The sequence below is a fragment of the Qipengyuania gaetbuli genome (genome assembly GCF_009827315.1).
Lineage (GTDB): Bacteria > Pseudomonadota > Alphaproteobacteria > Sphingomonadales > Sphingomonadaceae > Qipengyuania > Qipengyuania gaetbuli.
On the sequence record NZ_WTYF01000004.1, the window covers coordinates 2,260,354 to 2,284,291 of the forward strand.

At 57.4% G+C, this 23,938-nt stretch carries 17 protein-coding genes; 12 read left to right on the top strand and 5 right to left on the bottom strand.

Features of this window, described 5'->3' with window-relative positions; translation table 11 throughout:
* The first annotated feature begins 142 nt into the window (after positions 1 to 142).
* The 5 genes from GRI42_RS13675 to GRI42_RS13695 all read left to right on the top strand — a co-directional run bounded on the left by GRI42_RS13675 (position 143) and on the right by GRI42_RS13695 (position 9,055).
* A complete protein-coding gene (locus GRI42_RS13675) occupies positions 143 to 1,684 on the top strand; it encodes a type I restriction-modification system subunit M (protein WP_160609011.1) in 1,542 nt (513 codons plus the stop codon).
* Entirely contained in the window at positions 1,681 to 2,853 is a 1,173-nt protein-coding gene (locus tag GRI42_RS13680; protein ID WP_160609012.1) for a restriction endonuclease subunit S, read from the top strand. Before GRI42_RS13675 ends, GRI42_RS13680 begins: the two co-directional genes overlap by 4 nt.
* Before the next feature lie 2 nt (positions 2,854 to 2,855).
* Positions 2,856 to 6,260, top strand: a complete 3,405-nt coding sequence (locus GRI42_RS13685) for a DEAD/DEAH box helicase family protein (protein ID WP_160609013.1) — start codon at positions 2,856 to 2,858, stop codon at positions 6,258 to 6,260.
* A gap of 208 nt (positions 6,261 to 6,468) precedes the next feature.
* A complete protein-coding gene (locus GRI42_RS13690; RefSeq protein WP_160609014.1) occupies positions 6,469 to 7,686 on the top strand; it encodes a hypothetical protein in 1,218 nt (405 codons plus the stop codon).
* A 4-nt stretch (positions 7,687 to 7,690) separates the two neighbouring features.
* Complete coding sequence (locus GRI42_RS13695) at positions 7,691 to 9,055, top strand: hypothetical protein (protein ID WP_160609015.1); 1,365 nt, start codon at positions 7,691 to 7,693, stop codon at positions 9,053 to 9,055.
* Between the two features lie 63 nt (positions 9,056 to 9,118).
* Here GRI42_RS13695 and GRI42_RS13700 read toward each other — a convergent pair whose 3' ends face one another.
* From GRI42_RS13700 to GRI42_RS13715, 4 genes are all read right to left on the bottom strand, one after another.
* Entirely contained in the window at positions 9,119 to 10,612 is a 1,494-nt protein-coding gene (locus GRI42_RS13700; protein ID WP_160609016.1) for a ComEC/Rec2 family competence protein, read from the bottom strand.
* 616 nt (positions 10,613 to 11,228) lie between these two features.
* The gene (locus GRI42_RS13705) at positions 11,229 to 13,397 is read right to left on the bottom strand and encodes a topoisomerase DNA-binding C4 zinc finger domain-containing protein (protein WP_160609234.1); all 2,169 of its coding nucleotides are present in this window, start codon (positions 13,395 to 13,397) and stop codon (positions 11,229 to 11,231) included.
* Complete coding sequence (locus GRI42_RS13710) at positions 13,394 to 14,161, bottom strand: PP2C family serine/threonine-protein phosphatase (protein WP_160609017.1); 768 nt, start codon at positions 14,159 to 14,161, stop codon at positions 13,394 to 13,396. Before GRI42_RS13710 ends, GRI42_RS13705 begins: the two co-directional genes overlap by 4 nt.
* On the bottom strand, positions 14,151 to 14,828 hold the full coding sequence (locus GRI42_RS13715) for a vWA domain-containing protein (RefSeq protein WP_160609018.1): 678 nt from the start codon (positions 14,826 to 14,828) through the stop codon (positions 14,151 to 14,153). Before GRI42_RS13715 ends, GRI42_RS13710 begins: the two co-directional genes overlap by 11 nt.
* Before the next feature lie 255 nt (positions 14,829 to 15,083).
* Between GRI42_RS13715 and GRI42_RS13720 the strand changes: the two genes are divergently transcribed.
* Together GRI42_RS13720 and GRI42_RS13725 are read left to right on the top strand one after the other, a co-directional pair.
* Positions 15,084 to 15,428 (top strand): hypothetical protein, encoded by a 345-nt coding sequence (locus GRI42_RS13720; protein ID WP_160609019.1) that lies wholly within the window; start codon positions 15,084 to 15,086, stop codon positions 15,426 to 15,428.
* Between the two features lie 82 nt (positions 15,429 to 15,510).
* The gene (locus tag GRI42_RS13725; RefSeq protein ID WP_160609020.1) at positions 15,511 to 15,885 is read left to right on the top strand and encodes a hypothetical protein; all 375 of its coding nucleotides are present in this window, start codon (positions 15,511 to 15,513) and stop codon (positions 15,883 to 15,885) included.
* Between the two features lie 315 nt (positions 15,886 to 16,200).
* Here the strand turns inward: GRI42_RS13725 and GRI42_RS13730 are convergent, their stop codons facing one another.
* A complete protein-coding gene (locus GRI42_RS13730; protein WP_160609021.1) occupies positions 16,201 to 16,512 on the bottom strand; it encodes a hypothetical protein in 312 nt (103 codons plus the stop codon).
* Positions 16,513 to 16,619: 107 nt separating this feature from the next.
* On the opposite strand from GRI42_RS13730, the gene GRI42_RS13735 reads away from it, so the two are divergent.
* The 5 genes from GRI42_RS13735 to GRI42_RS13755 all read left to right on the top strand — a co-directional run bounded on the left by GRI42_RS13735 (position 16,620) and on the right by GRI42_RS13755 (position 23,935).
* On the top strand, positions 16,620 to 16,982 hold the full coding sequence (locus tag GRI42_RS13735; RefSeq protein WP_160609022.1) for a hypothetical protein: 363 nt from the start codon (positions 16,620 to 16,622) through the stop codon (positions 16,980 to 16,982).
* A gap of 232 nt (positions 16,983 to 17,214) precedes the next feature.
* Positions 17,215 to 18,264 (top strand): VapE domain-containing protein, encoded by a 1,050-nt coding sequence (locus GRI42_RS13740; protein WP_160609023.1) that lies wholly within the window; start codon positions 17,215 to 17,217, stop codon positions 18,262 to 18,264.
* A 268-nt stretch (positions 18,265 to 18,532) separates the two neighbouring features.
* Positions 18,533 to 19,693, top strand: a complete 1,161-nt coding sequence (locus GRI42_RS13745; RefSeq protein ID WP_160609024.1) for a site-specific integrase — start codon at positions 18,533 to 18,535, stop codon at positions 19,691 to 19,693.
* 1,051 nt (positions 19,694 to 20,744) lie between these two features.
* Positions 20,745 to 21,452 (top strand): endonuclease/exonuclease/phosphatase family protein, encoded by a 708-nt coding sequence (locus tag GRI42_RS13750; RefSeq protein ID WP_160609025.1) that lies wholly within the window; start codon positions 20,745 to 20,747, stop codon positions 21,450 to 21,452.
* A 125-nt stretch (positions 21,453 to 21,577) separates the two neighbouring features.
* The gene (locus GRI42_RS13755) at positions 21,578 to 23,935 is read left to right on the top strand and encodes an MrcB family domain-containing protein (RefSeq protein WP_160609026.1); all 2,358 of its coding nucleotides are present in this window, start codon (positions 21,578 to 21,580) and stop codon (positions 23,933 to 23,935) included.
* Positions 23,936 to 23,938: the final 3 nt, after the last annotated feature.

A 23,938-nucleotide genomic window follows, 5' to 3' on the forward strand; every position in this document is an offset into this window, starting at 1 on the left:
TTGGGTCCGGCTTGGGTCGGTTTGGCTTGAGAAAGAACCCGAGCGATCTCTATCCAGCATAAATCCAAATTCTGTTTTGCATTCAGCGGCAAAAGGCGGAATGAAGCTTCATTTCTTCATTTAGACTGGAAGCTATGAGTTGATGCTAACCGGCGAAATTCGCAATCAAGTTGATCAGATTTGGAATGCCTTTTGGGCCGGAGGCGTTTCCAACCCGCTCTCCGTCATCGAACAGATCACATACCTGCTGTTTATTAAACGGCTCGACGATCTCCACACGCTGGAGGAGAACAAGGCAGCCAACCTCGGCATCCCGATGGAGAGGCGGATTTTTCCAGACGGCAACGATGAGCTGGGGCGTTCCTATTCCAATCTGCGCTGGTCGCGCTTCAAGAACTTCGAAGCTCGCGAAATGATGGATGTTGTCGCCGAGCGTGTCTTTCCCTTCCTGCGCCAGCTTGGCGAAGAGGGCTCCAGCTATGGTGAGCATATGAAGGATGCTCGACTGGGCTTCAGCAACGCCGCGCTCCTCGCCAAAACCGTCGACATGCTCGACAAGATTCCGATGGATGATCGCGACACAAAGGGCGATCTTTACGAATACATGCTCGGCAAGATTGCGAGCGCGGGAACCAATGGCCAGTTCCGAACACCGCGGCACATTATCCAGTTGATGGTTGAAATGACCCAACCAACACCGGAGGACGTGATCTGCGATCCGGCGGCTGGGACCTGTGGTTTCCTTGTCGCTGCGGGCGAGTACCTTCGCGACAACCACCCGCAATTGTTCCGGGACGAAAAACTTCGCAAACACTTCCATGAGCAGATGTTCCACGCGTTCGATTTCGATCCGACCATGCTCCGAATCGGCAGCATGAACATGACACTGCATGGGGTGGACAATCCCGATGTCAGCTACCGCGACAGCTTGGCTGAAGAACATGGCAAGGATGCGGGCAAATATAGCCTTATCCTCGCCAATCCGCCCTTTGCCGGCTCGCTCGATTACGATGCGACCGCCAAGGACCTTCAGCAGATTGTCAAAACCAAGAAGACTGAACTGTTGTTCCTCGCTCTGTTCCTGCGTTTGCTTAAGACGGGCGGGCGCGCGGCCGTCGTCGTGCCTGACGGCGTGCTGTTCGGATCATCGAAGGCGCACCAGGAGTTGCGCAAGCTGCTAGTCGAGAAGCACAAGCTCGAAGGTGTGCTGAAACTGCCTTCTGGCGTGTTTCGCCCCTATGCCGGGGTGTCGACCGCCGTGCTATTCTTCACCAAGACCGGCGTGGGAGGCACGGATCAAGTGTGGTTCTACGACATGCAGGCCGACGGCTACTCGCTTGACGACAAACGCAATGCGTTGTTGCCCGCGGAAAAGCTGGGGCTGAAATTCACCGGGCTGCTGTCGGCGGAGGAGCATGCCAAGAACAACCTGCCTGATGTGCTGAAACGCTGGATTGAGCGCGAGGGGAAAGAGCGCGAGAAACCGCGCACGGCGCAGAGCTTCACCGTGCCCAAGGACGAGATCGCCTCCACCGGCACCTATGACCTCTCACTCAACCGCTACAAAGAGGTCGAGCATGAAGAGATCACGTACGAAAAGCCCAGCGATATCATCAGGGAACTGCGCGCGCTGGAGAAGGAGGCAAGCGAAGGCCTTATTAAGCTGGAGGCGATGCTAGGATGAACGTCGCCCAAGAGGCGGAACTTCCGTCGTTCTTTGAGTTCATCCGGAACGGTATGAACGTTAAGCAAAGCAAAGAAAAAAACGGACTTCCCATCACGCGTATCGAAACTATCTCACATGGAGAAGTTGATGCGCAACGCGTAGGCTATGCTGGTCTTTCAAGGGCAGAAGTAGAGAAGTGGCTTCTCAAAAAAGGTGATATCCTCTTCAGCCACATCAACAGTGTTGAACACATTGGGAAATGTGCCCTTTTTGATGGTGGCTACGACCTTGTTCATGGTATGAACCTTCTGTGCTTCAGGCCGAAAATTGATCGCGTTGATCCCAATTTCTTGAAGTGGTTTTTTCGGTCAAGTTGGTTTCGCTCTCAGATAATGCCTTTCGTTAATAAGGCCGTGAACCAAGCTAGCATCTCAATTGGTAACTTGAATTCTCTTAGAGTCACGTTGCCGCCGCTAGAAGAGCAAAAGCGGATTGCGGCAATCCTGAATGAGGCAGACGAGTTGCGCCGCAAGCGCCAGCGCGCCGTCGACCGCCTCTACCAGCTCGGCCAAGCCATCTTTCACGATATGTTTGGCGACCCAGAGCGAGGTTATAAGGCTGTCCGATTGGGTGATGTTGCAGCACAGATCGATTACGGATTGACGGCCTCAGCTCAAGAAAGCGGGGACGGACCAAAGTTTCTAAGAATTACCGACATTCAGGATGGAAAAGTTGATTGGGGCACGGTTCCTGTTTGCGCAGCTAATACAAAGCAGATTGTTGATAATAAACTTGCTTCTGGAGACATCGTCTTCGCTCGCACGGGTGCGACGACCGGAAAAAGCTTTTTGATCGAAGAATGCCCAGACAGAGCCGTTTTTGCATCATACCTGATTAGGGTGCGACCCTCAGGAGCCGTACGTCCAGAGTATTTGTTCGGGTTTTTTCAAACCAAGCTCTATTGGAATCAAATAAAGAATATGGCTCAGGGCGCAGCACAGCCTGGTGTGAACTCAACCAAATTGAAGGAGCTGATTCTGCCACTACCTCCTGTTGAACTTCAGGAAAAGTTCTGCTGCGCGTATCGACAAATAAAAAGCCAGCTAGTCACGATGGAAAAAGAGCAGGCTTTGCTCGATCGACTTTGCTCTTCTCTTCAGCACCGTGCCTTCAAAGGAGAGCTGTAACGATGTCGCAGTTCACCTTCCTCCAGGCCGAATTTTCCGAGGTCTTTGACCTAGCTAGGAAGGCGGAAGCGCTAGCACTGTCTGATCCACGCGGGAGCTGCTTTCATGGCCGCCTCGCGCTCGAAAGCGCGGTCAAGTGGATGTACGCGCATGATGGCAACCTCAGGTCACCCTATGACAGGACGCTCGCCGCGCTTATCCACGAGGGCACGTTCCGCTCGCTGGTCGGCAACGCGCTCGTCACCAAGGCACGGATCATCAAGGATCTGGGCAATGTCGCGGCGCACGATACACGCTCCATCTCCGAGAAAGCGGCAACCGACAGCCTGAAGCAGCTCTTCGATTTTAGCTACTGGTTGGTTCGCACCTATGCACGCGGAGTCAAGCCCGATCCAGCCGTGCAGTTCTCCATCGAGAAGCTGCCGCGCGCGGTGCAGGTGGAAGCATCGACTCTCCAGAACTTGCAGCGCATTGCGAAGGAGCACGAGGAGGCCACGGCCGCCTTTGCCGAAGAACAAGCCGCTCGCGTAAAAAGTGAGGAAGACCGCGCTGCGCTCGATGCGCAGATCAAGGAGCTCCAGGCGCAAATCGAGGCGATCAAGGCGGAGAACGCCAAGGTCGAGGATACCCACGACTACAGCGAGGCCGAGACCCGCGACATCTGGATCGATCGTTTGCTAGCCGAAGCGGGCTGGCCGCTCGATCAGGCGCGCGACCGTGAGTTCGCCGTTACGGGCATGCCCAACAACTCCGGCGAAGGATATGTCGACTACGTCTTGTGGGGCGACGACGGCAAGCCGCTCGCCGTTATTGAAGCCAAACGCACCAAGCGCGACCCGCGTGAAGGTCAGCAGCAGGCCAAGCTGTATGCCGACTGCCTGGAGCAGCAGTTCGGCGTGCGCCCACTGATCTTCTACACGAACGGCTACAAGCACTGGCTGTGGGATGATGAAGCTTATCCGCCCCGCGAGGTGCAAGGTTTCTACAAGAAGGACGAGCTACAGCTCTGGCGCCAGCGCAAGGGCACGCGCCGGGCGATCGCGACGACTGGGATCGATGAGGACATCGCCGGGCGGTATTATCAGACACGTGCCATTCGCCGGATCGGTGAGACCTTCGAGAAGGACCGCCAGCGCAAGGCTTTGCTGGTTATGGCAACCGGTTCCGGCAAGACCCGCACGGTAATCGCGCTTGTAGACCAGCTGATGCGCGCCAACTGGTGCAAGCGCGTGCTGTTCCTGGCCGATCGTGTGGCGCTGGTGAAGCAGGCGCACAACGCCTTCAAGACGCACATCCCGTCGACACCGAGCGCCAACCTGATCGAGAAGCACGACGCCAAGAAGAACGACCACAACGGCGCGCGCGTGTGCGTGGCAACCTACCCCACGATGATGGGGCTGATCGACGAAATGCAAAACGGGCAGAAGCGGTATGGCTCAGGGCACTTCGATCTGATCGTGATCGATGAGGCGCACCGCTCGGTCTATCGCAAGTACCGGTCAATCTTCGACTACTTTGACAGCCTGCTGGTCGGGCTGACAGCCACACCTCGCGATGAGATCGACCGCGACACCTACAAGCTGTTCGAGCTGGAGCGGGGTATCCCGACCGACAGCTACGATCTCGAAGAGGCCGTTGCGGATGGCTTCCTTGTGCCGCCGACCCCCATCTCGGTACCGACGCGCTTCATGCGCGAGGGTATCAAGTACGATCAGCTTTCGGACGAAGACAAGGAACAGTGGGATCTGCTCGAGTGGGAGGGGCAGCTGCCGAAAGGCGATGTCGATCCAGCCGCACTCAACAAATGGTTGTTCAACGAGGATACCGTCGACAAGGTGCTGGAGCATCTGATGGTCAACGGCCTCAAGGTCGCTGAGGGCGATCGGCTGGGCAAGACGATCATCTTTGCGAAGAACCACAAGCACGCGCAGTTCATCGCCGAGCGGTTCGACGCCAACTATCCGCACCAGAAGGGCTCGTTTGCGCGCGTGATCGACTATTCGGTTGAGTACCCGCAATCGCTGATTGATGATTTTTCGATCGCGGAAAAGCCGCCCCACATCGCGATCTCGGTCGACATGCTCGACACCGGCATAGATGTGCCAGAGGTGCTCAACTTGGTCTTCTTCAAGGTGGTGCGCTCGAAGACCAAGTTTTGGCAGATGATCGGACGCGGCACACGTCTGCGCGAAGACCTGTTCGGCCCCGGCCGCCACAAGACCGAGTTTCTGATTTTCGACTACTGCCAGAATTTCGAGTTCTTCAACCAGAACCCGGACTTGAAAGAAGCGAGGCAGTCGGCCTCACTCACCGAGAAGCTCTTTGCCGCCCGTGTCCAGCTGGTGATGCAGTTGGCGGGTATGTCCGAGGAAGAGCGTGCAGACGGGCTCGCTCAACTCGATAGCGACACGCGGGAGCGCCTATTTGAAGAAGTTGCGGCCATGGATCTCGACAACTTCCTTGTTCGGGCCAAGCGAAAAGAGGTGGAGCAATTCCAGCAGCGCGAAGCCTGGAAAGAGATTGGGCCAGATGCGTCCGACGTGCTGATCGGCGAGATCGCCGGATTGCCGTCCGCGTTCGAAGACACGGACATCGCCGCTAAGCAGTTCGATTACATCATCCTGAAGGGCCAGCTTGCCTTGCTGCAAAACGATGCATCGTTTGTGCAGTGTCAGGAGAAGGTGATCGCCGTGGCATCCAAGCTTGAAGAGCTCGGCAACGTGCCGATGGTTGCGGCACAGATGGAGTTGATCCTCGAAGTTCAGGCGCCTGACTACTGGGCTGCCATCGACGCCTGGGCCCTTGAACAAGTGCGTCGCCGTCTCCGTTCGCTGATCAAACTGATCGAAGGCGACGAAGCAGTCATCATCTATACCGACTTCGAGGACGAGATGGGCGAGGCGACGCGCATCGAACTCCCACATGCCGGCATTGGGACCGACAAGCCCCGCTTCCTTATGAAGGCGCGCCACTTTCTCAAGGCGCACTCAGATCACATCACGATCCAGAAGCTCTACCGAAACGAGCAGCTCACCCCGCAGGACCTGTCGGAACTAGAGCGCATCCTGAGGGAGGAAACGGAGGCGAGCGAAGCCGACATCGGACTGATCGCGAATGAAGGCGGTTTGGGATTGTTCGTACGGTCGCTGATTGGCCTCGACCGTGACGCGGCGAAGGACGCGTTCTCAGGTGTGCTGACGGGTCAGAACCTCAATGCAAACCAGATCGAGTTCATCAACTTGATTATTGATCACCTTACCGAACGCGGGGCCATGGACCCGCGTCGCCTTTACGAGAGTCCCTTCACTGACTTTGATGACCAGGGTGTCAGCGGTGTGTTTCCGCAAGCAGAGGTGAAACGGATCGTGCAGGTCCTGCACGAGGTAAGCGGAAGGGCTGCAGCCTAAATTCGGAGAAACCCGTGACCAGGCGTTCGACTTCAGATTTAGGACAGCAACTTTTCATAGCCTCAGGGGCGAACTCAATACCCTTGTCATTTCAATCCTTCACTTTCAGAGATGGCTTTGCCTGCTTGGCAGAACCTGTCATCTCTGCCTTGGATCGACCGCCGAGCCGCGACCGTTCGCGCGCTTGGTCCCAGCCTAAAGGGAAGACATGAAGCTCCAATTTCTTGACCAGGTAAGCGAAGAGGAAGCGAAGTGCCTACTCTGCAAAGCGACTTTGAGAAGTTATGTGGAGTCATTGGGCGAGGACTTCCAAGATTACTTTGTGCAACGCGCTATTGTTCAGAACAAATTTCTTGACCAGATCTGGGACACAATTTCTCGGCAAAGGCACATACCCACGATTGTCTTGGTGGCAGACGAAGACCCAAGCGCTCCAGCCGCACTGGAATATTTTGATCTAGCCGGCCAGTTTAAGGTGCTTGATGGACTTCAGCGTAGCAATCGCCTGAGCATAATATGGAAAACGATCTTTTTCTTGGAGGGAGAGTTTCAAGATGACTCCTCAGTGCCGCCTACACGGATGGCTCGCAAGTATAGCGAACACCTTCGGAAGCTGGAGTGTGCGCCTTCTCTTTTTGTGAAGATGCTTGAAGCTAAGCGTAAGCTTGGTGTCGGTGAAAGCCTAGCTGCTCTATTTGATGACAATCACATTTGGTTGGAAATTTGGGTCAACCTTAGTCAGTCTGAGCAAATTCGGAAAATGTTGATACTCAATGCCGGCCATAAGTCAGTTAATATAAAGCACCAAATTGAGTTATTGTTCATTGAGTATTTAAGTGTTCTTAAGGGTGCTCTTCCCAATTCAACAATTTTCAGGGAAAAGGAAATATCTGCACAAAGATACAGCAAGGAGCGGCAGCCCAGGCAGTTTCATTTTGCGCACCTAATCGCCTCTTTCGAGTCTCTGAACCTTGGGAAGCCGATTACAACCAATTCAGAGTTTTCAGCCTCACATTCTTTCCCTTCCGATGAAGACGATACGGACGAGCTTCTGCGTGTGGACGAAGGCCTCATAAGCCAATTTGCCCGCACACTATCTCGATTGGATGCAGGCCTTTCCACCAAGGCTGGTATTGGTTGGTTAAGTCGAGAGGTTGTTCTGGTCGGGTTATTTGGAGCAATTGGGAGATATGGGCGGGAGCACAGAATAACATCGACTGATGCCCTAAAATATTTTGAAGAGAACGTTTCTGATTACATTGCTTCGTTAGATTTGGAGGCTTTCGAAAAGGTCCGAAATAGCCTCGAGCTTTCAAAAGTGAACATTGGCACCAAGAATAAGAGAGCGGTTTATGATGCGACTCTGGAGTTTCTTGAGGCGCCTAGTTCGAAGAAGGTTGACTGGCAACGACACTTTGGGGTCTGAGCCCATGTCATTTCGCGAAAGCTTTTTTGAGGCCATTCGGCAGGCTTTTCAGGTGCCCGAGGAGGCTTACCACGAGTTAGGCGAAGGCCGAGAGCTTCAGCTGCTGGATGAGGAGGCAAAGCTTGAAGAACATCTTGGGCGGCTTGATCAACTGTCCGCTGAGGGTAACAGGTTTGTTGCGGACCTGCTTGACCTTAAGGGGTCATTTGAAAGCTCGCTGATCTTTGATGGCGAAATTATCCCGACAGTAGATAATCTCTTTATAGCTCTGCAACTTGCAGATGTACTTGCTGAGGAAGTTTGGGAGAATGAGCTCCCAGCAGACCTCTACGGTCTCGAAATTTTCGAGCTTCCTGCTTTTGATACTATTACGAAGCGAGACGCTGCCAGAGTAAGGGTTGCGGCGTTTGGGCGGGCTGGTGCCACCCATGACGCGATGGTTTTCATGGATCTTCGCGAGCTCGTTGATGTCAAAGAATTGCTCAATGACCCCGGTTTCGGCGGCCTCGACAGCAGTCTGCCGGCGATTGCGATTGCCTCTCTGCTTTTGACGCGTTCTGGCGATCCCCTTCTGGGGAAATGTTGGTGTGTGTGTAGAAGCAGTAGCCGAGAGCAGCGGCTGGCAACGCTGCGATATCAGCTTGTTCTTGGTGGTTCAGTTCTTATTCAACCCAAGGCAATATCTGCAATAAGTGACCTAGCTCAGATCTCACAAGCCGTAAGCTTGTCGGATCGATATAGTCAGTTCATCGAATCGTTTGAAATACTGGGAGAGTTCAACTCTCGTTCTTCGCTCCTCGATGGCTTCTTGAGCCTTTATCATGTTCTTGAGAACTATATGTTGCGAGCGAAGATTGCTGGTGCGACAAATTCCCAGGGCGAAGATAGAATATTCAGCATTCGTGATTTCAAGCGCCTTTCGTTGGCGTCGGATGGCAACGAGCAGAAGCACTTGACCGAGCTGCATCTTGCATGCTGGGATAAATCAATCGGGCCTGAGACGCTGGCCGAATATGCAAGAAGGTGCGTTCAGGCCCTAAAGGCGAGCGCGGGATACGAGGACGCGGATTTCCAGGAATTCTTGAGGCGCCTAACTGTGATCAAGCCAGGTGCGGCGGATCTCGATTTCTCACAGTGGGGAGTTTTGAAGGACACTTTCCCTCGACTGGTCTACCTCTTGCGTTGTTCTGTCGTGCACAACAAAGAGACTGAGTTCCATGTATCCAATAGGGAGCTCAGAAACGACACCAGAATACTTGTCTTCTCAAAATTATGTATCCCAGTAATGGCGAGGCTGGCATTCGGCCTGCCTTCAGTAGAGAACGGAAATCCGATCGCGTACGACAAGAAGAACCTCAAATTGTATTAATGATTCAAGGGCTTAGATTCTCTAATTGCTCTTTCCGAAGCTCTCCTTGAGGCTGCATCCTAATCAGGGTTGAATGAAGTAACCCTCAACACGGTAACCGAAGGCAGCGTCGACCTGCTTTGGATTGCGGTGAAGGAAGTCCCGCTGAACCTCAATGTGCGGGTGGCCGTAGTGGTGAGCAGGATCAGAACAAAACACGCTGGTACTTGGGCCAAGCTCATCAGCCAAACCGGCCTGCCAATTTGCTTTTGAGCCGTGGTGCATGACCTGGAGGACGGCGGCACGCCTGAGACGGTCGTGCGGTTCGTAGAAACTCTTTAACTCGGCTAGTTGCCTCCTGGTGTTTAGATAGCCGTCCCCAGTATAAAGCTGGCCGAACTCTTCATCCGCAGCGAGGAGCCAAGTCTGCGTGGTTTTGTTCTCCGGAAGACGATGCCGCAACTGCCATTCGCGCATGAGGGCAGGTCCTGTATGCCCGAGCGGCCCTGAGTAGAGGAAAAGGGATATCAAGTTCTTCCTCTTTGAGGAGATTGGCTTAGCCGAAGCGGCAAAAGTCTTTTCGTAAAGCGCCTTAAGCGATCTAAGCTTCTCATCGCGTTCGGTGTCCGAGGTTGCTTGGCGCAGTTCCTCGGTGAGTTCCCGAGCTTCGGCTCGGAAATCAGCGGTCACGTGACGCAGAAGGGTTGCGTCATTGTAGGGAACGAACTCCCAAACGCCCCCGACTGTTATCCCGCCGCCGCGAACGAGCAGACCCACCTTGGGCTCAGCGAGGCCTTTGTCAGAGCCGAGACCGTCTCCATCGTCTTCTGCTTGTCGCGCCTTGGCCTCGTACACTGGGTCAAACCGTGACCGAGGACCCAGTTCGTCAATTGGCCCTTCGGGAGGGAAGAGTGGTGGCGCCGCGGGACCCTCGCCGCTCGGGGGGACCATAAGGATTCGTTCGATTTCGACGCCCGGTAAGCTGGCGAGGTAAGCGGTCGGTTCAAGCAGGAAGCGAAAGAAGTCCGAACTCCCTGACACATCCTTTTCCAAGGCGACCAGCAGTCGGTCCCACGGTGAAAGGTAGGGTAGTAGGAGAATTCGGACGGAGAAAACTCGCAGGAGGTCGGTCAAGCCGCTTAAGTGATCCTGATCGAAGTGCGAAAGTGTCACCAGATCGAGGGAGCGGCGGCCACCGGCTGGTTTTTCTTGCTGCCGGGCGAGTGCAACGATCTCTCTTCGGACTCTCTTTCGTGGTGTGCGTTTGTCACCATTCTCCGTTCCGCAATCATAAACCCACCTTAAAGTCGGGCCATTCTTCCTTTCCAGTCGTGCCGAACAGAAGAGGCCCTGTCCAACGGGGCGGTAGTCGTATTCAAAGCGGAATTCCGAGTCTGCGAACGTATCTATGGGATGGACACAGAAGAGGCTTAGAAACCGCAGGCATTTCTCGCGTGAAGCAGGAGGGAAGTCGACATTGCTTCCATAGAGCAACCCATTGGCAATGTTTGAGACTTTGTTGTGATGCAGTGTGCGATCGGGGCGCGAGAAGACCGCAATCACCTGCTGTTGGTTCAATAGACCATGCTGCAGGATGCCCTTTATCAGACAGGCCTCGTAATTTTGGAGGTTTGGCAAACTTTATCTCGTCGTTTTTTGTGAGCCTGGAGGAGATGCACCGCTGTCTTCAGCGGCATGACAGAACACTTAGGTGCAACTATGATTGCCCCAGTAGCGGTCCCAACGCGCAGCATAACCAGTCTGCACCATGACACAGGACAAGTCGCCGCCTTTGGGCGACACACACCAAGCGCCCGTCCGTTTCCCACCAGCAGAGCCGGTTGAGACACACCGCATGGCAGGACCGGTCACGAGAACGTGGCCCTGGTCGCTCTCGCCAACTTTTACGCCGACCAGCCGGACAAGGGCGTCGCGCGCCTCCAAGCCGCCCGCAGATGGGCAAGGATGGCCGGCAGCACAGGTCTCATCTAGTTCGCGCGCGGCGATCCCGGCCAAACGAAGGCGTGGCCCTTCTTCACACCAAAGCGGCCCATCACCGTCCCACACCCGCTCGGGCGTGCAGGTGAAGGTTTCGCCGGCTGGGACTACGACGACGTTTGCGGTCAGAAACAAGAGGAACGACATCGATAGCAATCCAGAGTGCAGGTGGTGGCGTCGGAGGTGAAGGGTAGGCTCATATATTTCTGGTGCCTCGACAGGCTGGGTACCGCGAACACCCCCAGAAATGGTTTCCGGCGTTGCGGCCCTGCCTCGCCAGCCGCTTGATCATCCGGGAACTGCACTTCGGGCAGTTCGGTGGTCCGGTGTAAGGTTTCGCTGTTTGTTGAAGGGTAGGCTGCGGTATAACTCGCGTGGTTCGGGAAGGAGCGGGCGGCGGTGCTGGAGGCGGGGCTGCCACGAGGTTTAGCGGCGGGCTGGAAGGGACGGGCGCACCAAGCGCCTCCAAGTCAGCTGCGGCTTGGGCTCGTCTCCTCACAGCCGCGAGTAGGCTTTGGTCGTGCGAAAGGCTTCTTACTTTCGCGGTGCTCAGCGTCACCGCCGCCGGTTGGATCTTTGTTTCGAGGGCTAGCTTCCGCTGGGCGTACTTTGCCCGCACTGCTTGGTCAGCCCGCGCATCTTCTGGCAGAGGTGCTGGGTTGTACCGAAACCGCTGTTCTTTCGAGTTGCGCCAGTCGACCAGCCGCCGGGTCATGACATCGCCAAAGCCTGGAACGCGGGAAACCGCCGCAAACGTAACATCCGCTGCGGTTTCGATGCCAAAGGACCTTAGTGTCGCTACCTTGGCAGGCCCGATTCCGCTGATACCTGCCGAGCGAATTCGATATCGATCGAGGTAGGCAGCACGCTGTCGAGCTTCGCGATTGGTAACTAGAGCGCGAAGTTCACTAGAGAGGTTTTTCTCGAGCCCTTGATACTCCTCGATCGCTGCCTGCATTTCCTGCTGCACAGTGTACAGCTCAGCCAGCCCAATTCTCGCGAGATATGCTTCTTCGGCGGCGCGTGCCTCGCGGTCGGCACGGAGGTAGGCTTCCGTGAAAGGCTTGGCGTTGACGCTGGCCTTCCCAAACCAGCTCAGTCCGTACGCTCCGAGGCCCAGCCACAGAAGTAGTAGGTCCGAAAAGTTGTAAATCAGAAAGGCCGCTGCCGCGAGGATTACAACACCCCAGAACCGGGCGTGCATTGCCTCCGTCCGTGCTTCTGCAACGCTAGGAGAGGGCGAAAGGCCGGAAACGGCTTTTGGGAGAAAGTCTTCCGGCTTCGGCAATCTTATGTTGCGGAACTGCCCTATGATCGCGCTGAGATCGACCCGGCCGCTGAGCTGAGCTCCGAGCCTGTCGGTTAGGGGCTCCGGGAACATGTCGACGCCAGACTTCTGAGCTAGGCCGCACCAGATGCACTTGCCGGCTTTGGTTGGGTAGAAGTGGGTCTTGCTCTGGCTACAACGACTGAGGGCCTGCTCAAGCTTGGTCAACCGTTCGACCCAGTCTAGGGCCGTGGGACGCCGTGCGGCTTCCCGACCAAACGCGGCCTCAAACGCGTGTGCGATGTACTCCGGAAAGACGCCGAGCGTGACAGCGCCCGGAGGCGGGCTTGTCTTCGTCTCGTTTCTTCTTTTCTCCGAGTATGCAAAGCGGTGCTGCTCAATCGCTTCGCTCATGGTCAGGTCTTTGCCGGCGTACACACCGGCGTAAGGGTGCTTGCCCATCGCAAGCAGATGGAAAATTGCAACAGCGAGGCCGAACCGGTCATGCTCCTTCGTGCGCCGAGTTTGGGCAAGGTTGACGCCATGCAGCTCAGGCGGAGTGAAGTCAGGAACTCCGACCAAACAAGGGTAAAGCTTGCCATCAGCAGCGAACTGAAAGCTGTCAGCGTCGATCAGAGAAACCGTCGCGTCTGGGGCCACCAGGACACCCGAGTGGTTAAAGTCACCGACGACGCAGTTGGCCTGGTGCACCGTCTCAACCGCCCGAGCGATATTCGCTGCGGTCCGTATCAGGAAACGGTAGTCGGCCTTGGCGAAATGCTTCTTACGGTCTTTGGGGCTGTAGAGCTCGTGCAGTGGTCGGTAGCCCTTCACCAGCCGCATGGAGAAGCCGAGAAACTTGCCGCGCTTGTCCGTGGCTAAGCCGATTGGGAAGGCGACCAGCTGAGTGCGACTGGCCAGCCCGCTTTGGATCATAGCCGCAACCTTCGGGTGCCTCTGCTGCCTCAGAGCTTCCTTGTAGATTTTGACTGCTAAGGTGGGGTCAGCGCTGTGGGCGAACACCTCACCTTCGCCTCCCTTGCCAAGGCGCTTGCCGAGGCTGAGGCTTTGGCCAGCAATCCAAACTCGCTCGCTCATTGCTTCCCTGAAACAAGGATAAGCGTTTTGTCGTCATCGGTACGTTGGCAAACGGCTTCGCTTTGCAGGTAGCTACTTAGCGCAAGCGAGAGGGCCGATAGTTTCCCGCTCCCAGCTGCATTGTCGACTGGCCGAAGCATCGGATCAAAGAAACCAGCAAACGGGCGCAGCGTGTCCTGCTCCAGGGCGATGTCTTCAAGTCCGTCCGACAAGAGAGCAAAAGCATCGTAGGAGTTTTCAAGCACCGCCGTCCGAAGCCGAACCTCGGGGTCGTCCGTCAGAAAGTAGGTGCTAGAGGCATACTGCCCGTTTTCGGGCCAGCAGATTGCTTCCCAGCACCCTTCCTCGGTCCGGCCCACCAGAGCACTATCGCCAACTTGGATGGCCAGAGCGGCGTCGGGAGTGTGAAGAAGCGCAACGAGAGTAGAAGCAAACTCCCTTCGCAGCTCTTCGCGGCGATCCGCTAGAGACGTGAAAAGATCGCGCAGATCGTCAAGCCACCCCATGACTTGATCGGCAGACGGCAGGTCGTTCCGTTTGGCGAACCACTCCCCGGTGCAGGTGGCCAGGTGACGGCAGGCAAGCGAGGCACCCTGGCCACCAAGAGAAGCGCTGCCAGCACCGTCGGCTACAGCGAAAAGAAGAGCGCCGTGCGGCAAGGCCTTCGCCACGTAGGCGTCCTGCTTGCGTGTGCCGTGCTTTAGGTGGGAGCTACCGATTTCCGAGCCGACAGCCCAACGCCATCGGCGGTCCTTATCCGGCAATGGCCCATCCGTCAGGTGCAGCAGGGTTTATCAGGGCAACCTGGTCGCCAGGGTTCGACTGGGAAACCGCGCTCAGCGAGCTCGACAGCCACTGGAAAAGCTCCTCAAAAGCTAGACCTTTGAGCTTAAGAGGTTGGCGAGTACCAAGCTGAGAAAGCACCGACATGTCGGCTCCATCCACCGCGGCCGCGTAGAACATGAACTCTTTGCGCTCTTCTCCTTCATGCACGCGCCGCTTGGCTTCCTGCCAGCTATCGGTCGGAGCGCCATCGGTGATAAGAAAAACCCAGGGGCGATAGTACTTCACCCCGTTCGCGCGATACCGATCCTTACGCTCTCGCAGAAGGTCGAGCGCGGTTACGACGGCCTCGCCCAGTGGAGTTGCGCCATTCGCCTCGAGGTGTTCTGGGTACCAACCGTCCACAGTCGTGAATTCTGTGCGGACTTGCACTGGCCCAAAGCTGACAATGGCCAGCTCTACCCGCTTGGCCGCCATCGGATCCTCCAGCAAGGCGTCTTTGAAGGTGCCCAGCGCCGCGTTCAGTTGGTCGATCGGGGCGCCCCGCATAGAAGACGACGTATCAAGAAGGAGCACGCACGGGCAGCGCTGCTCGGGATTTTCTGCGAACTCTGCATCGCCAAAAGGTTGTTGCTCCAGCTCGTCCATACTTTCCCCCAAACAAAACAAAGCGAAACACTGCCAAATCGGGCGGCCTTCGCCAATAGGCTTAACAGTATATTCGTTAAGTAATTCGCAGCGTGCACTGAACTTAGGCAGCTACCGCCGGTGCGGAAGGCTGCTTGGGCCTGAGCATGCAGCGCGCGGAAAAACGAGTATCTTATGTGGAAGGGCAAACCTGCCATTCCGCGAGCCCAGGCCTTCGGAGCAACTCCGAGGGCCTTTTTCTTTGGAGAAAGGGATATGCGCACCATCACCACATGGGCGGGCCTGCATTCCGAGATCGAAACGGGGGCTGCGAACAACCTAGCGGCACTCCGCGATCGGTTGTCCGGCTCCAGCGACCAGCCGCTCAATGAACTGTGCTTAGTAGTCCTAGTCGAGCTGGGCGATCGGTTTTCTGATATCGAAGGGGTACTGCAGCACACCCTGCATCCCCCACCGTGGGAGTACGTCGACTGTGCAGGCGGCTGGTTCGAGCTCGTGCTCGTCACCGGCGACGACGGGTTCGGGTACGTCGTGCTCGTTCCGGATCAAGCCGCAATCGATCCAGAAATCCTAGAGTACTGCCGGTCTCTAACCAGCTAACCAGCCACCAGCAAAACCTCAGACCAACCGCGTCCAGGCATCCCGCCTCGGGCGCATTTTTTATGCCCGAAAGGAAGGCAACATGTACGACCTACCCAACATAGATGCACTTCGCGCCGTGCTCGACCAGCCGCTGGACGAAAGGCTGAAGACGCTTCTGGCGGACCGCCTCGCAGATACGATCCACTGCTGCCTGCAGGACTACACGCACGTCCTTGTCGTGGAGGCCGGCGACAGCGAAGAAGACATGATCAAAGCAGTGGGGTTCTCGCCGCTTCGATCTCGATTTGACGCGACCAGGAAGTGCCTCGACTGCGACTGGTTGGAGCAGCACGACGGCTGGTGGGAGCTGCTGTTCACCGTCGGCAACGCGGGGTTCGCCTACATCGTGCTCGTGGCGGACGAAGATGGAATCCCGCTGGCTGATCTGTGTCGTACGCAAGAGATCATCCTGTGAGACTGCTCGGCTGGATCATCGCCCTGTGTATTGGGCTCGCGGTGCTTAGGGCCGCCCTGGCAGTCGGGTTCCTAATTGGTGGGATTATCCTGTTAATCGCTCTGGTTGTCGCCCCAAGGCAAACCCTGTGCGTGCTTGCCATTCTGGCACTCCTGGGAGCGTTCGCGGCTCACCCCGGAGTTGGATTGCTTGTGCTATTCCTCGGACATCTACTTACTAGCAACAACGCAAAGTAAACTAGGTTCGGTACGGCTGGTCCGCAGCCACAGCGATGAAGGAAGCGCTAAGCTGGCCAGCCGGCCGAAGCTGCCTAACTCACTTTGCGTCTCTCGCTTTCCGGATTGCACTGACAATCTCGCTGTCCGGCCTGCCTTCGAAAAAGCGAGATGCAACCAGCATCACTTCGGAGCGTGAAAGCAGAAGGTCAACCGTGTCGTTCGGAGAAAGATGGCCTTCGGCTTTGAAGCGTATCTCGAGCAGGTGATTAGTCCTCTTCCAAAGAAGCCAAGCTTTGCTGTTTTTCGAGCCGATACCCTTAGGTCGTTCATTCTTCGTCGTGACCTTGCGGTTGGCGACCACCTCGAGCCTCTCGGGCCGCCAGAACCGCGATAGCCTAATCACCTTCATCGCTCACTCTCCTCACTGAAAATTTATTGTTTATCAGTAAAGCGTGAATTGGCGTTTTACAACTATCTTTCAAATACTTCCTTGAACCTGTTGGATTAACCCACTCCGTGGGTGTCGTTGCCGAAAATGGCTGCGGCGCAATTCAAAAAGCGAATGCCGGCGAACCGGCTGAAACAGAGGAAGAACAAATGAGCGATAAATCTCTAGTAACCCCAACCTTCGGCTTCGAACTCATCGACCAGCTGCATGCAATCAAACTCAAGCTAGCTGCGGCTGGATACGAAGGGAGGGTCAAGTTGCTGCAAGCCCTTATGGCGACGGGTGTCCATTGCAGCGCTGACCTCCTCGAGAGTGTCGTCGCAATTGTCGGCGAAGCGGAGCGGGAAGGTTGGGCGTTTCTATTGGAAGAGGCGACCAACGAGCATTGGACCTGCAGCCCAGAAGGCGAATACCATGCCATCCAAGGCTAGTGGCACCGAAACCGGCGGGGGGACACAAGTCCCCCTCGCCAAGTTCAGCAAAGTCGACCGGCAAACGTACCCGGATGCTCCAAGGTCGAGCGGGAACATACCAGCGACCTACGAGAACTTCAGGCACCTCCTGACCGAGGTCGGGATCAAGGTCAGGTTTAATCTTGTCGCGAAACGGCCCGAGATCACGATCCCAGGCCTTAGCCTGGAGCGGCAGAACCGAGATGCTGTCGTGCTGGCACACCTCGAAAGTCTGCTCATCCGGAACGAGATGTCGACCGGGCAAGCGACCCAGTACCTTCTGGCACTGGCCGACCAGAACGCCTTCGATCCGGTCGCGGACTGGATCACAAGTAAGCCGTGGGACGGTACCAGCCGGCTCGCCACAACTTGCGGAACGATCGTGCCACAGGAGGGCTATCCCATAGCTTTCCGCGATGTCCTGATCCGAAAGTGGCTCCTGAGCATCGTCGCGGCGACGTTCAGGCGGCCGGGCTTCAGGGCACGAGGGGTGCTCACCCTTCAGGGGGCGCAAGGGCTCGGGAAAACCTCATGGGTCGCCCGGCTGGTCACGCCGCAAGCGCTACGTGACGAGGTCGTGAAGCTCGGCCACAGCTGGGACGGCGGCAGCAAGGACGCACGACTGACGGCCCTGCGGCATCGGATTGTCGAGCTGGGTGAACTCGAAGGCTCGTTTCGGAAGGAAATGGCCAGCCTCAAGGCGTTCATTACCGAAGAGAACGACAAGATCCGACCGCCCTACGCCAGGGTGGAAGCCGAGTATCCCCGAAGCACGATCTTCGCCGCCTCGGTCAACGATCAGCAGTTCTTGCTCGATAACACCGGCAACAGCCGCTTCTGGACAATCCCGGCCGCGCAAATCGACCATGCGCACAACATCGACATGCAACAGGTCTTTGCGGAACTGAAAGTCGCGTACGACGCGGGGGCACAGTGGTGGTTGACCCAAGCCGAGGAGCAAGAGCTTGCGGCGATCAACTACCAGCACCGGGTGGTTTCGGCGATCGAGGCAAAGATTGGTGAAGCCCTCGACCTGACTCGTCTGGCCCGAACCGACCTTCCCCGCCTTACCGCCATTCAGGTCCTCCACCGCCTGGGCATCGAGAAGCCGACAAACCCGCAGGCGAAGGAAGCCAACGTCGCCCTGCGCAACCTGCTCGGGGACTCGAAGCGCAGCGGGGGCTTCAATCGCTGGCGGGTACCCTTCCGGCAAGAGAACCCATCAGCCGGCGTCTATACCGACGATGAGGACGAGTACTGACCCGTCAAACCTGCTTCCCCCTCCCACCCCGGTCCGAACCGCCTGGGGCGGGGAGGGGGCGGCAAAACGGGGTGGACGGCGTCGACGGGGACTGGCCTCTGGACCAACCTCCGCGCTCGGGGCGGACAGCTGCGCGCAAGATGCCGCCAGCGCGCAACCTCGCCCACCTCTGAACCAAACTCGGCGCGACACGGTGCCTGACCCCCTCGGGGCCAGCTGCCGCGCTTGTGCAGCGCCAATTAACTCACTTTCACAAAGGAAAACCACCATGCCCAAGCGAAAGCTTGATGCGGCGTTTTGTCACGCCGCGACCTGTCCGAAAGGCAAGTCAAAAGAGACCTACTGGGACACCCAGATAAAGGGCTTCGTGCTCGAAACTCGGGAGACCGGCGGCAAAACCTACTGCCTACGCTACATGGAGCTGAATGGCCGCCAACGGCAGATAAAGATTGGCGGCTTCACGGACATCACGTTTGCGCAGGCAAAAACGAAGGCGCAGGCACTTCGATCGGAAGTGGTTCTGGGCGGAGATCCGTACCAGGCCCGAGCGAAGAAGCGTTCAACACCGACATACGCGCAGCTCGCGCAGCAGCATATCGATCATGCGAAGACGTATCAAAAAACGCCAGCGAACACAGAGGCCGTAATCAGGACGCACCTGCTTCCCCGATGGGGGCGCTATCGCCTCGACGAGATCAAACAGCAGGCGGTGGCTGCGTGGCTCGCCGAAAAGCGCAAAACGCTTGCCCCGGCGACGGTCGAGAAGCTGCGCGTGACCCTGGGGCGGTCGTACAACCTCGGAAGGCAGTGGGGAATTTCTGGTGCAGAGGTGAACCCAGTGCAGGGCATCCCGCGGTTCAAGTTCGACAACGCCCGGGAACGCTACCTGACCGCTGACGAAGCGCAGCGGCTCATCCTTCACGCCCACGAGTCGACCAACGAGCGGCTGGGTGCAATCGTCGAGCTCCTCTTGCTGACCGGCGCCCGGAAAACCGAACTGCTCACGGCCAAGTGGGAGCACGTCGACCTTGAGCGCCGAAGCTGGTTCATTCCTGATACGAAGACCGGCAAGGCCCGCCACGTACCCCTGTCGGCCATGGCGATGCAGGTCATTGAAACGCTGCCGCGCATCGCTGGATGCCCCTACATGCTGGCAAATCCGCAGACCAAAAAGCCGTATACGGACCTCAAGCATCCGTTCGACACGGCCCGGCGGAAGGCGGGGCTACCCAATCTCCGCATCCACGATCTCCGCCACTCGGCCGCGAGCTTCATGGTCAACGCCGGTATCGATCTACTGGCCATCGGCAAGGTCCTCGGCCACGCGGATTATCAGTCGACAATGCGGTACAGCCACTTGGCGAACGACACGCTCCGGGCAGCCGTGGAAGCTGGCGCGAAGAAGATGCGGGTTGGAGAAGGGCAATGAGTCTAGTCCAGCTCCGCGACCAGCTTTTGGCCTCAGGCTGCGGCAGGAACGATCAAGTCCTGATCATGATCAGCGAATGCATTAGCGAAGGCATCGACGAGGGGCCAGCAATCGTCCGCACGTTGGTGGAGCTTGGTTTCGACCGGAAGCACGTGGGTATTCTACTGAGCCGACACACGGGGTTTAGTCCCGCCCGCCACAGCTGGTTCAAAGATGGCAATGGCAAGTACCGCCTGCACCCTCGAACCGATCCTTCAGAGTAACTGCAACCTCCGCCTTGGGGCCGGATCCTCTTCGGGGGGTCCGGTCCCGTTCTATTTTTCTTTTTTTGCTGGTGCGACAGCGTCGGCGAACTGCGCGCTCGCTGGTTTTTACTGTTCGCTGGTGTATGCCTGAAGGATGGCCAGAATACCTCAGCCGACGGGCGTCCGCGGTAGCCTCAAATGGATCCAGCGCGCCGTGAATGAGGGGTGGTCGACTCTCAATCAACCTATCCTGGACTACTTGGGTGAAGGTCAGGTGATTGAGTGGCGGTCGCCGTTAGTCGAAGATCAAAACGCTGAGTATCGCGATGGTGCCTTCTTGGGATGTCTCGGACTTGATCACCTTCAACCGCAGCTGCGCGCATTCTGGCCCTCCAGGGGCCCGCAGTGGGATGCGCTGGGCATCACACAGGGCAGCACCGTGTTGCTCGTGGAAGCAAAATCCCACATCGCCGAAATGTGCTCACCTGGCTCAAGCGCATCTGCGACCTCGCTAGCGCAAATCCAGGCGGCTCTCGACCGGACGGCAGAGGCGCTTGGAGCTAGGTCTGAACGTGCGGACTGGCACCGCGTTTTCTATCAGCTGGCGAACCGGTTAGCGCACCTGCACTGGTTAAGAAGCCAAGGAGTCGACGCCCGCCTGGTCTTGGTCAACTTTATCAACGACACGGAGATGGGAGGACCGAGCTCGCCACAGGAATGGCAGGCAGCCTACCACGTTGCTCTACATGCTCTGGGGCTAAGTTCGCAGCATCGACTAGCTCGGTACGTCCTGAAGGTATTTCCCGATGTCGGCGGACGGTAAGCCGGCAAAGCTAACTGTCGCGACTTTCAACACGGAGTGGCGGCGGGCACACTCCGATGATGCGGTCCTGATCCGCGAGCGGCTGGGACGCGTGGACATAGTTTGCCTAACCGAAGCGGATCGGAAATTCTTCGGGGAAGAGGGGCACGTTTTGGCGGCGGCTGGGCCCGACGGTTCGCGAACCAAGGTCCTGCTTTGGAGCCGGCAGCCGTGGACGGCCGTCGACGAGGGCGAAAGCGCGCTGGCCGGCTATTACCTGGCGGCGACGACCGACACCGCGCTCGGCCCGTTGCGGGTCTATGGGATAGTGATCCCGTACCGGTTCAGCGGCGTCAGGTACGGGAACCCCAAGAGGCAGACGTGGGAGTTGCATCGCGCCTTTTTGACTGCACTCGACGACCGGCTGCCTAATCGACCGGAGCGCAGCATCGTCTTGGGCGACTTTAATCAGCGGATCCCCCGCAAGTACCAGCCGCAGTCCATCTTTGATGAGCTTGATCGAGTTGTCCTGGGGAAGTTCGCTCCGGCGACGGCGGGCTTGATCGCTGGCATCGAACGACAGGCCATCGACCACATTTGTTTGTCGCCCGACCTTCAGCTCCAACACCTAGACGCAATCTCGAACGTCGGGCCGGCCGGCCGGCTTATCAGCGATCACTTTGGGCTTAGGGTTAAGTGCGTAGCAGCATGATCCGCTCGGTGGCTGGTTTGGCCGCCGTAGCTAAAGATTTGGCCGAACTTTCCTTTTCTTTTCCGACTGAAGCGTAAAAGAAGGACGCTAAATCAACGCGCACCTAGCTCGGGGACGTTTGCTCAATGTCTACGTACAATCCTCACCACGCCCACATCCAGCAGACCTACTCCGCGGTCCAGCAGTGGGTCCAATCTTCCCTGCTTGGGACGGCGTCGGTTCTCACGGGAGAGGCAAACGTGTGGACGTCAGAGAGCCTTGACCAGCTGGACGAGTACTTTGTCCAGAACCTCGACGAAGGGGAGGGCGACTTCCTCACCAAACTTGAGGCCCAGCTCGATGGGGCGTCCGCAAGCGCCATCAAGCTTATGGCTGAGATCAACTGGATCATCTTGCTGTTCGCGTCCCGGATATCGCCGGCGACTAAGCGCGACACCGTCACGCGGATCTGGTCGTGGTCGGGGAGCGTGCAAGAGCTGAACGAAACGCTGCTGTCCGACGAGGTGCTCGAAGGAGTTGGGCACGCCGGCGTTGCCTTCAACACCCTCCGCTGGAAGGAAGTGGTTGCCTTCATCAACGTCATGAGCGCGTGGAAAGAGCGGCCTCGCGACTGGCAGGAGAGTAAGCTCGGGGATCCGTGGGCATTCCTCTCCTGGCTTGGTGAACAAGAGGAGATACATACCCGGGCAATCTATCAGATTCTCCCGCACCTCATCTTCCCGGAGACCTTTGAGCGCATCTCTTCGAAGAAGGACAAAGTCGCCATCCTCGTCGCCTTCAAGGGCGAGACCAGGGCGGTTTGGAACAGGAGAAGCCAAGAAGAGATCGATCAGGCGTTGCTCGGCCTGCGGGGAGAACTGGAAGAGCGCGAAGGCCGGCCTATCGACTTTTACTCGCCCGACATGAAGGCCGTCTGGCAACCGAGCCCAGCGGTCGTAGCTGACGAGACTGACGAAGAGCCGTCGAACACCTTTGCAGCTACGCTGACCGCGTTCTTGGACGCCTACGGCGAAGGGAGAACAGGGCCGTTCACCACGGTAGGAGCCGTCTCTAGGACGAAGACCGCCCTGCAGACCTGGCTGCAAAACAGTCGGCCAATTGCGTCGCGCGACACGATCAGGGTTAAGATAAGCGTGGGCCAGGGGAACTGGACGCGGACGCCCTGGATCGCCTTGCTCGACGACCGCGTGACGACTTCGACCCAGCGCGGATTTTACATCGTCTTCCTGGTGTCGGACGACCTTTCCGTCACCTACCTTACGCTGAACCAGGGAATGACCGAGCTCGTACAACGGCGTGGCCAACGGGGTGCGGTCGAGCAAATGGAAAACTTTGCCGCTGACGCGCGCGAAAAGGTTGGGGCGCTGCTGGAAGATCGCTTTGCACTGTCAAACGACATCGATCTGCAATCGCCGACCTCCGCCTCAGCCAACTATGAAGTCGGGACGATCGCCCACAAGAGCTACGACACCGGGTCCATCCCAGGTGACGAAGAGGTCCTAGCGGATCTTGAAGAGCTCCTGACCGCCTACGACAAGCTCATCGCTCTCCAGGAAGGTCATAGCCAAGACGAGCAGGAAACTGCCCAACCCTACAGTTTGAACGACGCTCTCCACGAGCTGTTTCTTGAGCGAGCAGAGCTCGAAGAGTTGCTCGCGACCTGGGAGAACAAGTTCAACCTCATTTTGCAGGGCGCTCCCGGGGTTGGGAAATCGTTCGTGTCTCGCCGACTGGCTTACTGCCTACTCGGTGAGAAGGCGCCTGAGCGGGTCCGGTCTGTCCAGTTTCACCAGTCCTACAGCTACGAGGACTTTGTCCGAGGATATAGGCCGAGCTCGGACGGCGGGTTCAGTCTGCAGGACGGCGTCTTCTACGAGTTCTGCAAGCAGGCTGCGGATGATCCGGAAAACCGCTATGTCCTGCTCATCGACGAGATAAACCGCGGGAACCTCTCCAAGATACTTGGCGAACTGATGCTGCTTATTGAGGCAGACAAACGTGAAGCCGCGAGTGAGGGACAGCGCGAGTGGACCGCGCGCCTGGCCTACTCCAACCCGGACGAAGAAGAGTTCTGGGTCCCCGATAACCTCTTCATTCTTGGCATGATGAACACGGCCGACCGCTCCTTGTCCCTTGTGGACTACGCTTTGCGTCGCCGGTTCGCCTTTGCTGAAGTGCCGCCCAAGTTCAGCTCTGCAGGCTTTCAGGGGAAACTCGCGCAGAGTGGCATCCCAGGTGAGCTCCGGAAGAAGATTGCGACGCGCATGGAGGAGCTGAACGCCACAATTGCTGCGGACAAGAACAACCTAGGGCCCGGCTTTAGGATCGGGCACAGCTTTTTCGTGCCGCGTGCGCCGGTGCATCAGCCGGAAGTCTGGTACGATCGCGTCGTGCGAACCGAGATTTATCCGCTCTTGCTGGAGTACTGGTTCGACGAGCCCGAGAAGGCCGACCAGTGGCGCGAAAAGCTACTAGCCGAGTAAGCA

Excerpts from the sequence above, each read along its gene's own strand:
- GRI42_RS13745 (WP_160609024.1), top strand. The coding sequence starts at position 18,533 with ATGCCCAAGCGAAAGCTTGATGCGGCGTTTTGTCACGCCGCGACCTGT.
- GRI42_RS13715 (WP_160609018.1), bottom strand. The coding sequence starts at position 14,828 with ATGGACGAGCTGGAGCAACAACCTTTTGGCGATGCAGAGTTCGCAGAA.
- GRI42_RS13675 (WP_160609011.1), top strand. The coding sequence starts at position 143 with ATGCTAACCGGCGAAATTCGCAATCAAGTTGATCAGATTTGGAATGCC.
- GRI42_RS13690 (WP_160609014.1), top strand. The coding sequence starts at position 6,469 with ATGAAGCTCCAATTTCTTGACCAGGTAAGCGAAGAGGAAGCGAAGTGC.
- GRI42_RS13725 (WP_160609020.1), top strand. The coding sequence starts at position 15,511 with ATGTACGACCTACCCAACATAGATGCACTTCGCGCCGTGCTCGACCAG.
- GRI42_RS13720 (WP_160609019.1), top strand. The coding sequence starts at position 15,084 with ATGCGCACCATCACCACATGGGCGGGCCTGCATTCCGAGATCGAAACG.
- GRI42_RS13680 (WP_160609012.1), top strand. The coding sequence starts at position 1,681 with ATGAACGTCGCCCAAGAGGCGGAACTTCCGTCGTTCTTTGAGTTCATC.
- GRI42_RS13685 (WP_160609013.1), top strand. The coding sequence starts at position 2,856 with ATGTCGCAGTTCACCTTCCTCCAGGCCGAATTTTCCGAGGTCTTTGAC.
- GRI42_RS13755 (WP_160609026.1), top strand. The coding sequence starts at position 21,578 with ATGTCTACGTACAATCCTCACCACGCCCACATCCAGCAGACCTACTCC.
- GRI42_RS13730 (WP_160609021.1), bottom strand. The coding sequence starts at position 16,512 with ATGAAGGTGATTAGGCTATCGCGGTTCTGGCGGCCCGAGAGGCTCGAG.
- GRI42_RS13750 (WP_160609025.1), top strand. The coding sequence starts at position 20,745 with ATGTCGGCGGACGGTAAGCCGGCAAAGCTAACTGTCGCGACTTTCAAC.
- GRI42_RS13705 (WP_160609234.1), bottom strand. The coding sequence starts at position 13,397 with ATGAGCGAGCGAGTTTGGATTGCTGGCCAAAGCCTCAGCCTCGGCAAG.
- GRI42_RS13695 (WP_160609015.1), top strand. The coding sequence starts at position 7,691 with ATGTCATTTCGCGAAAGCTTTTTTGAGGCCATTCGGCAGGCTTTTCAG.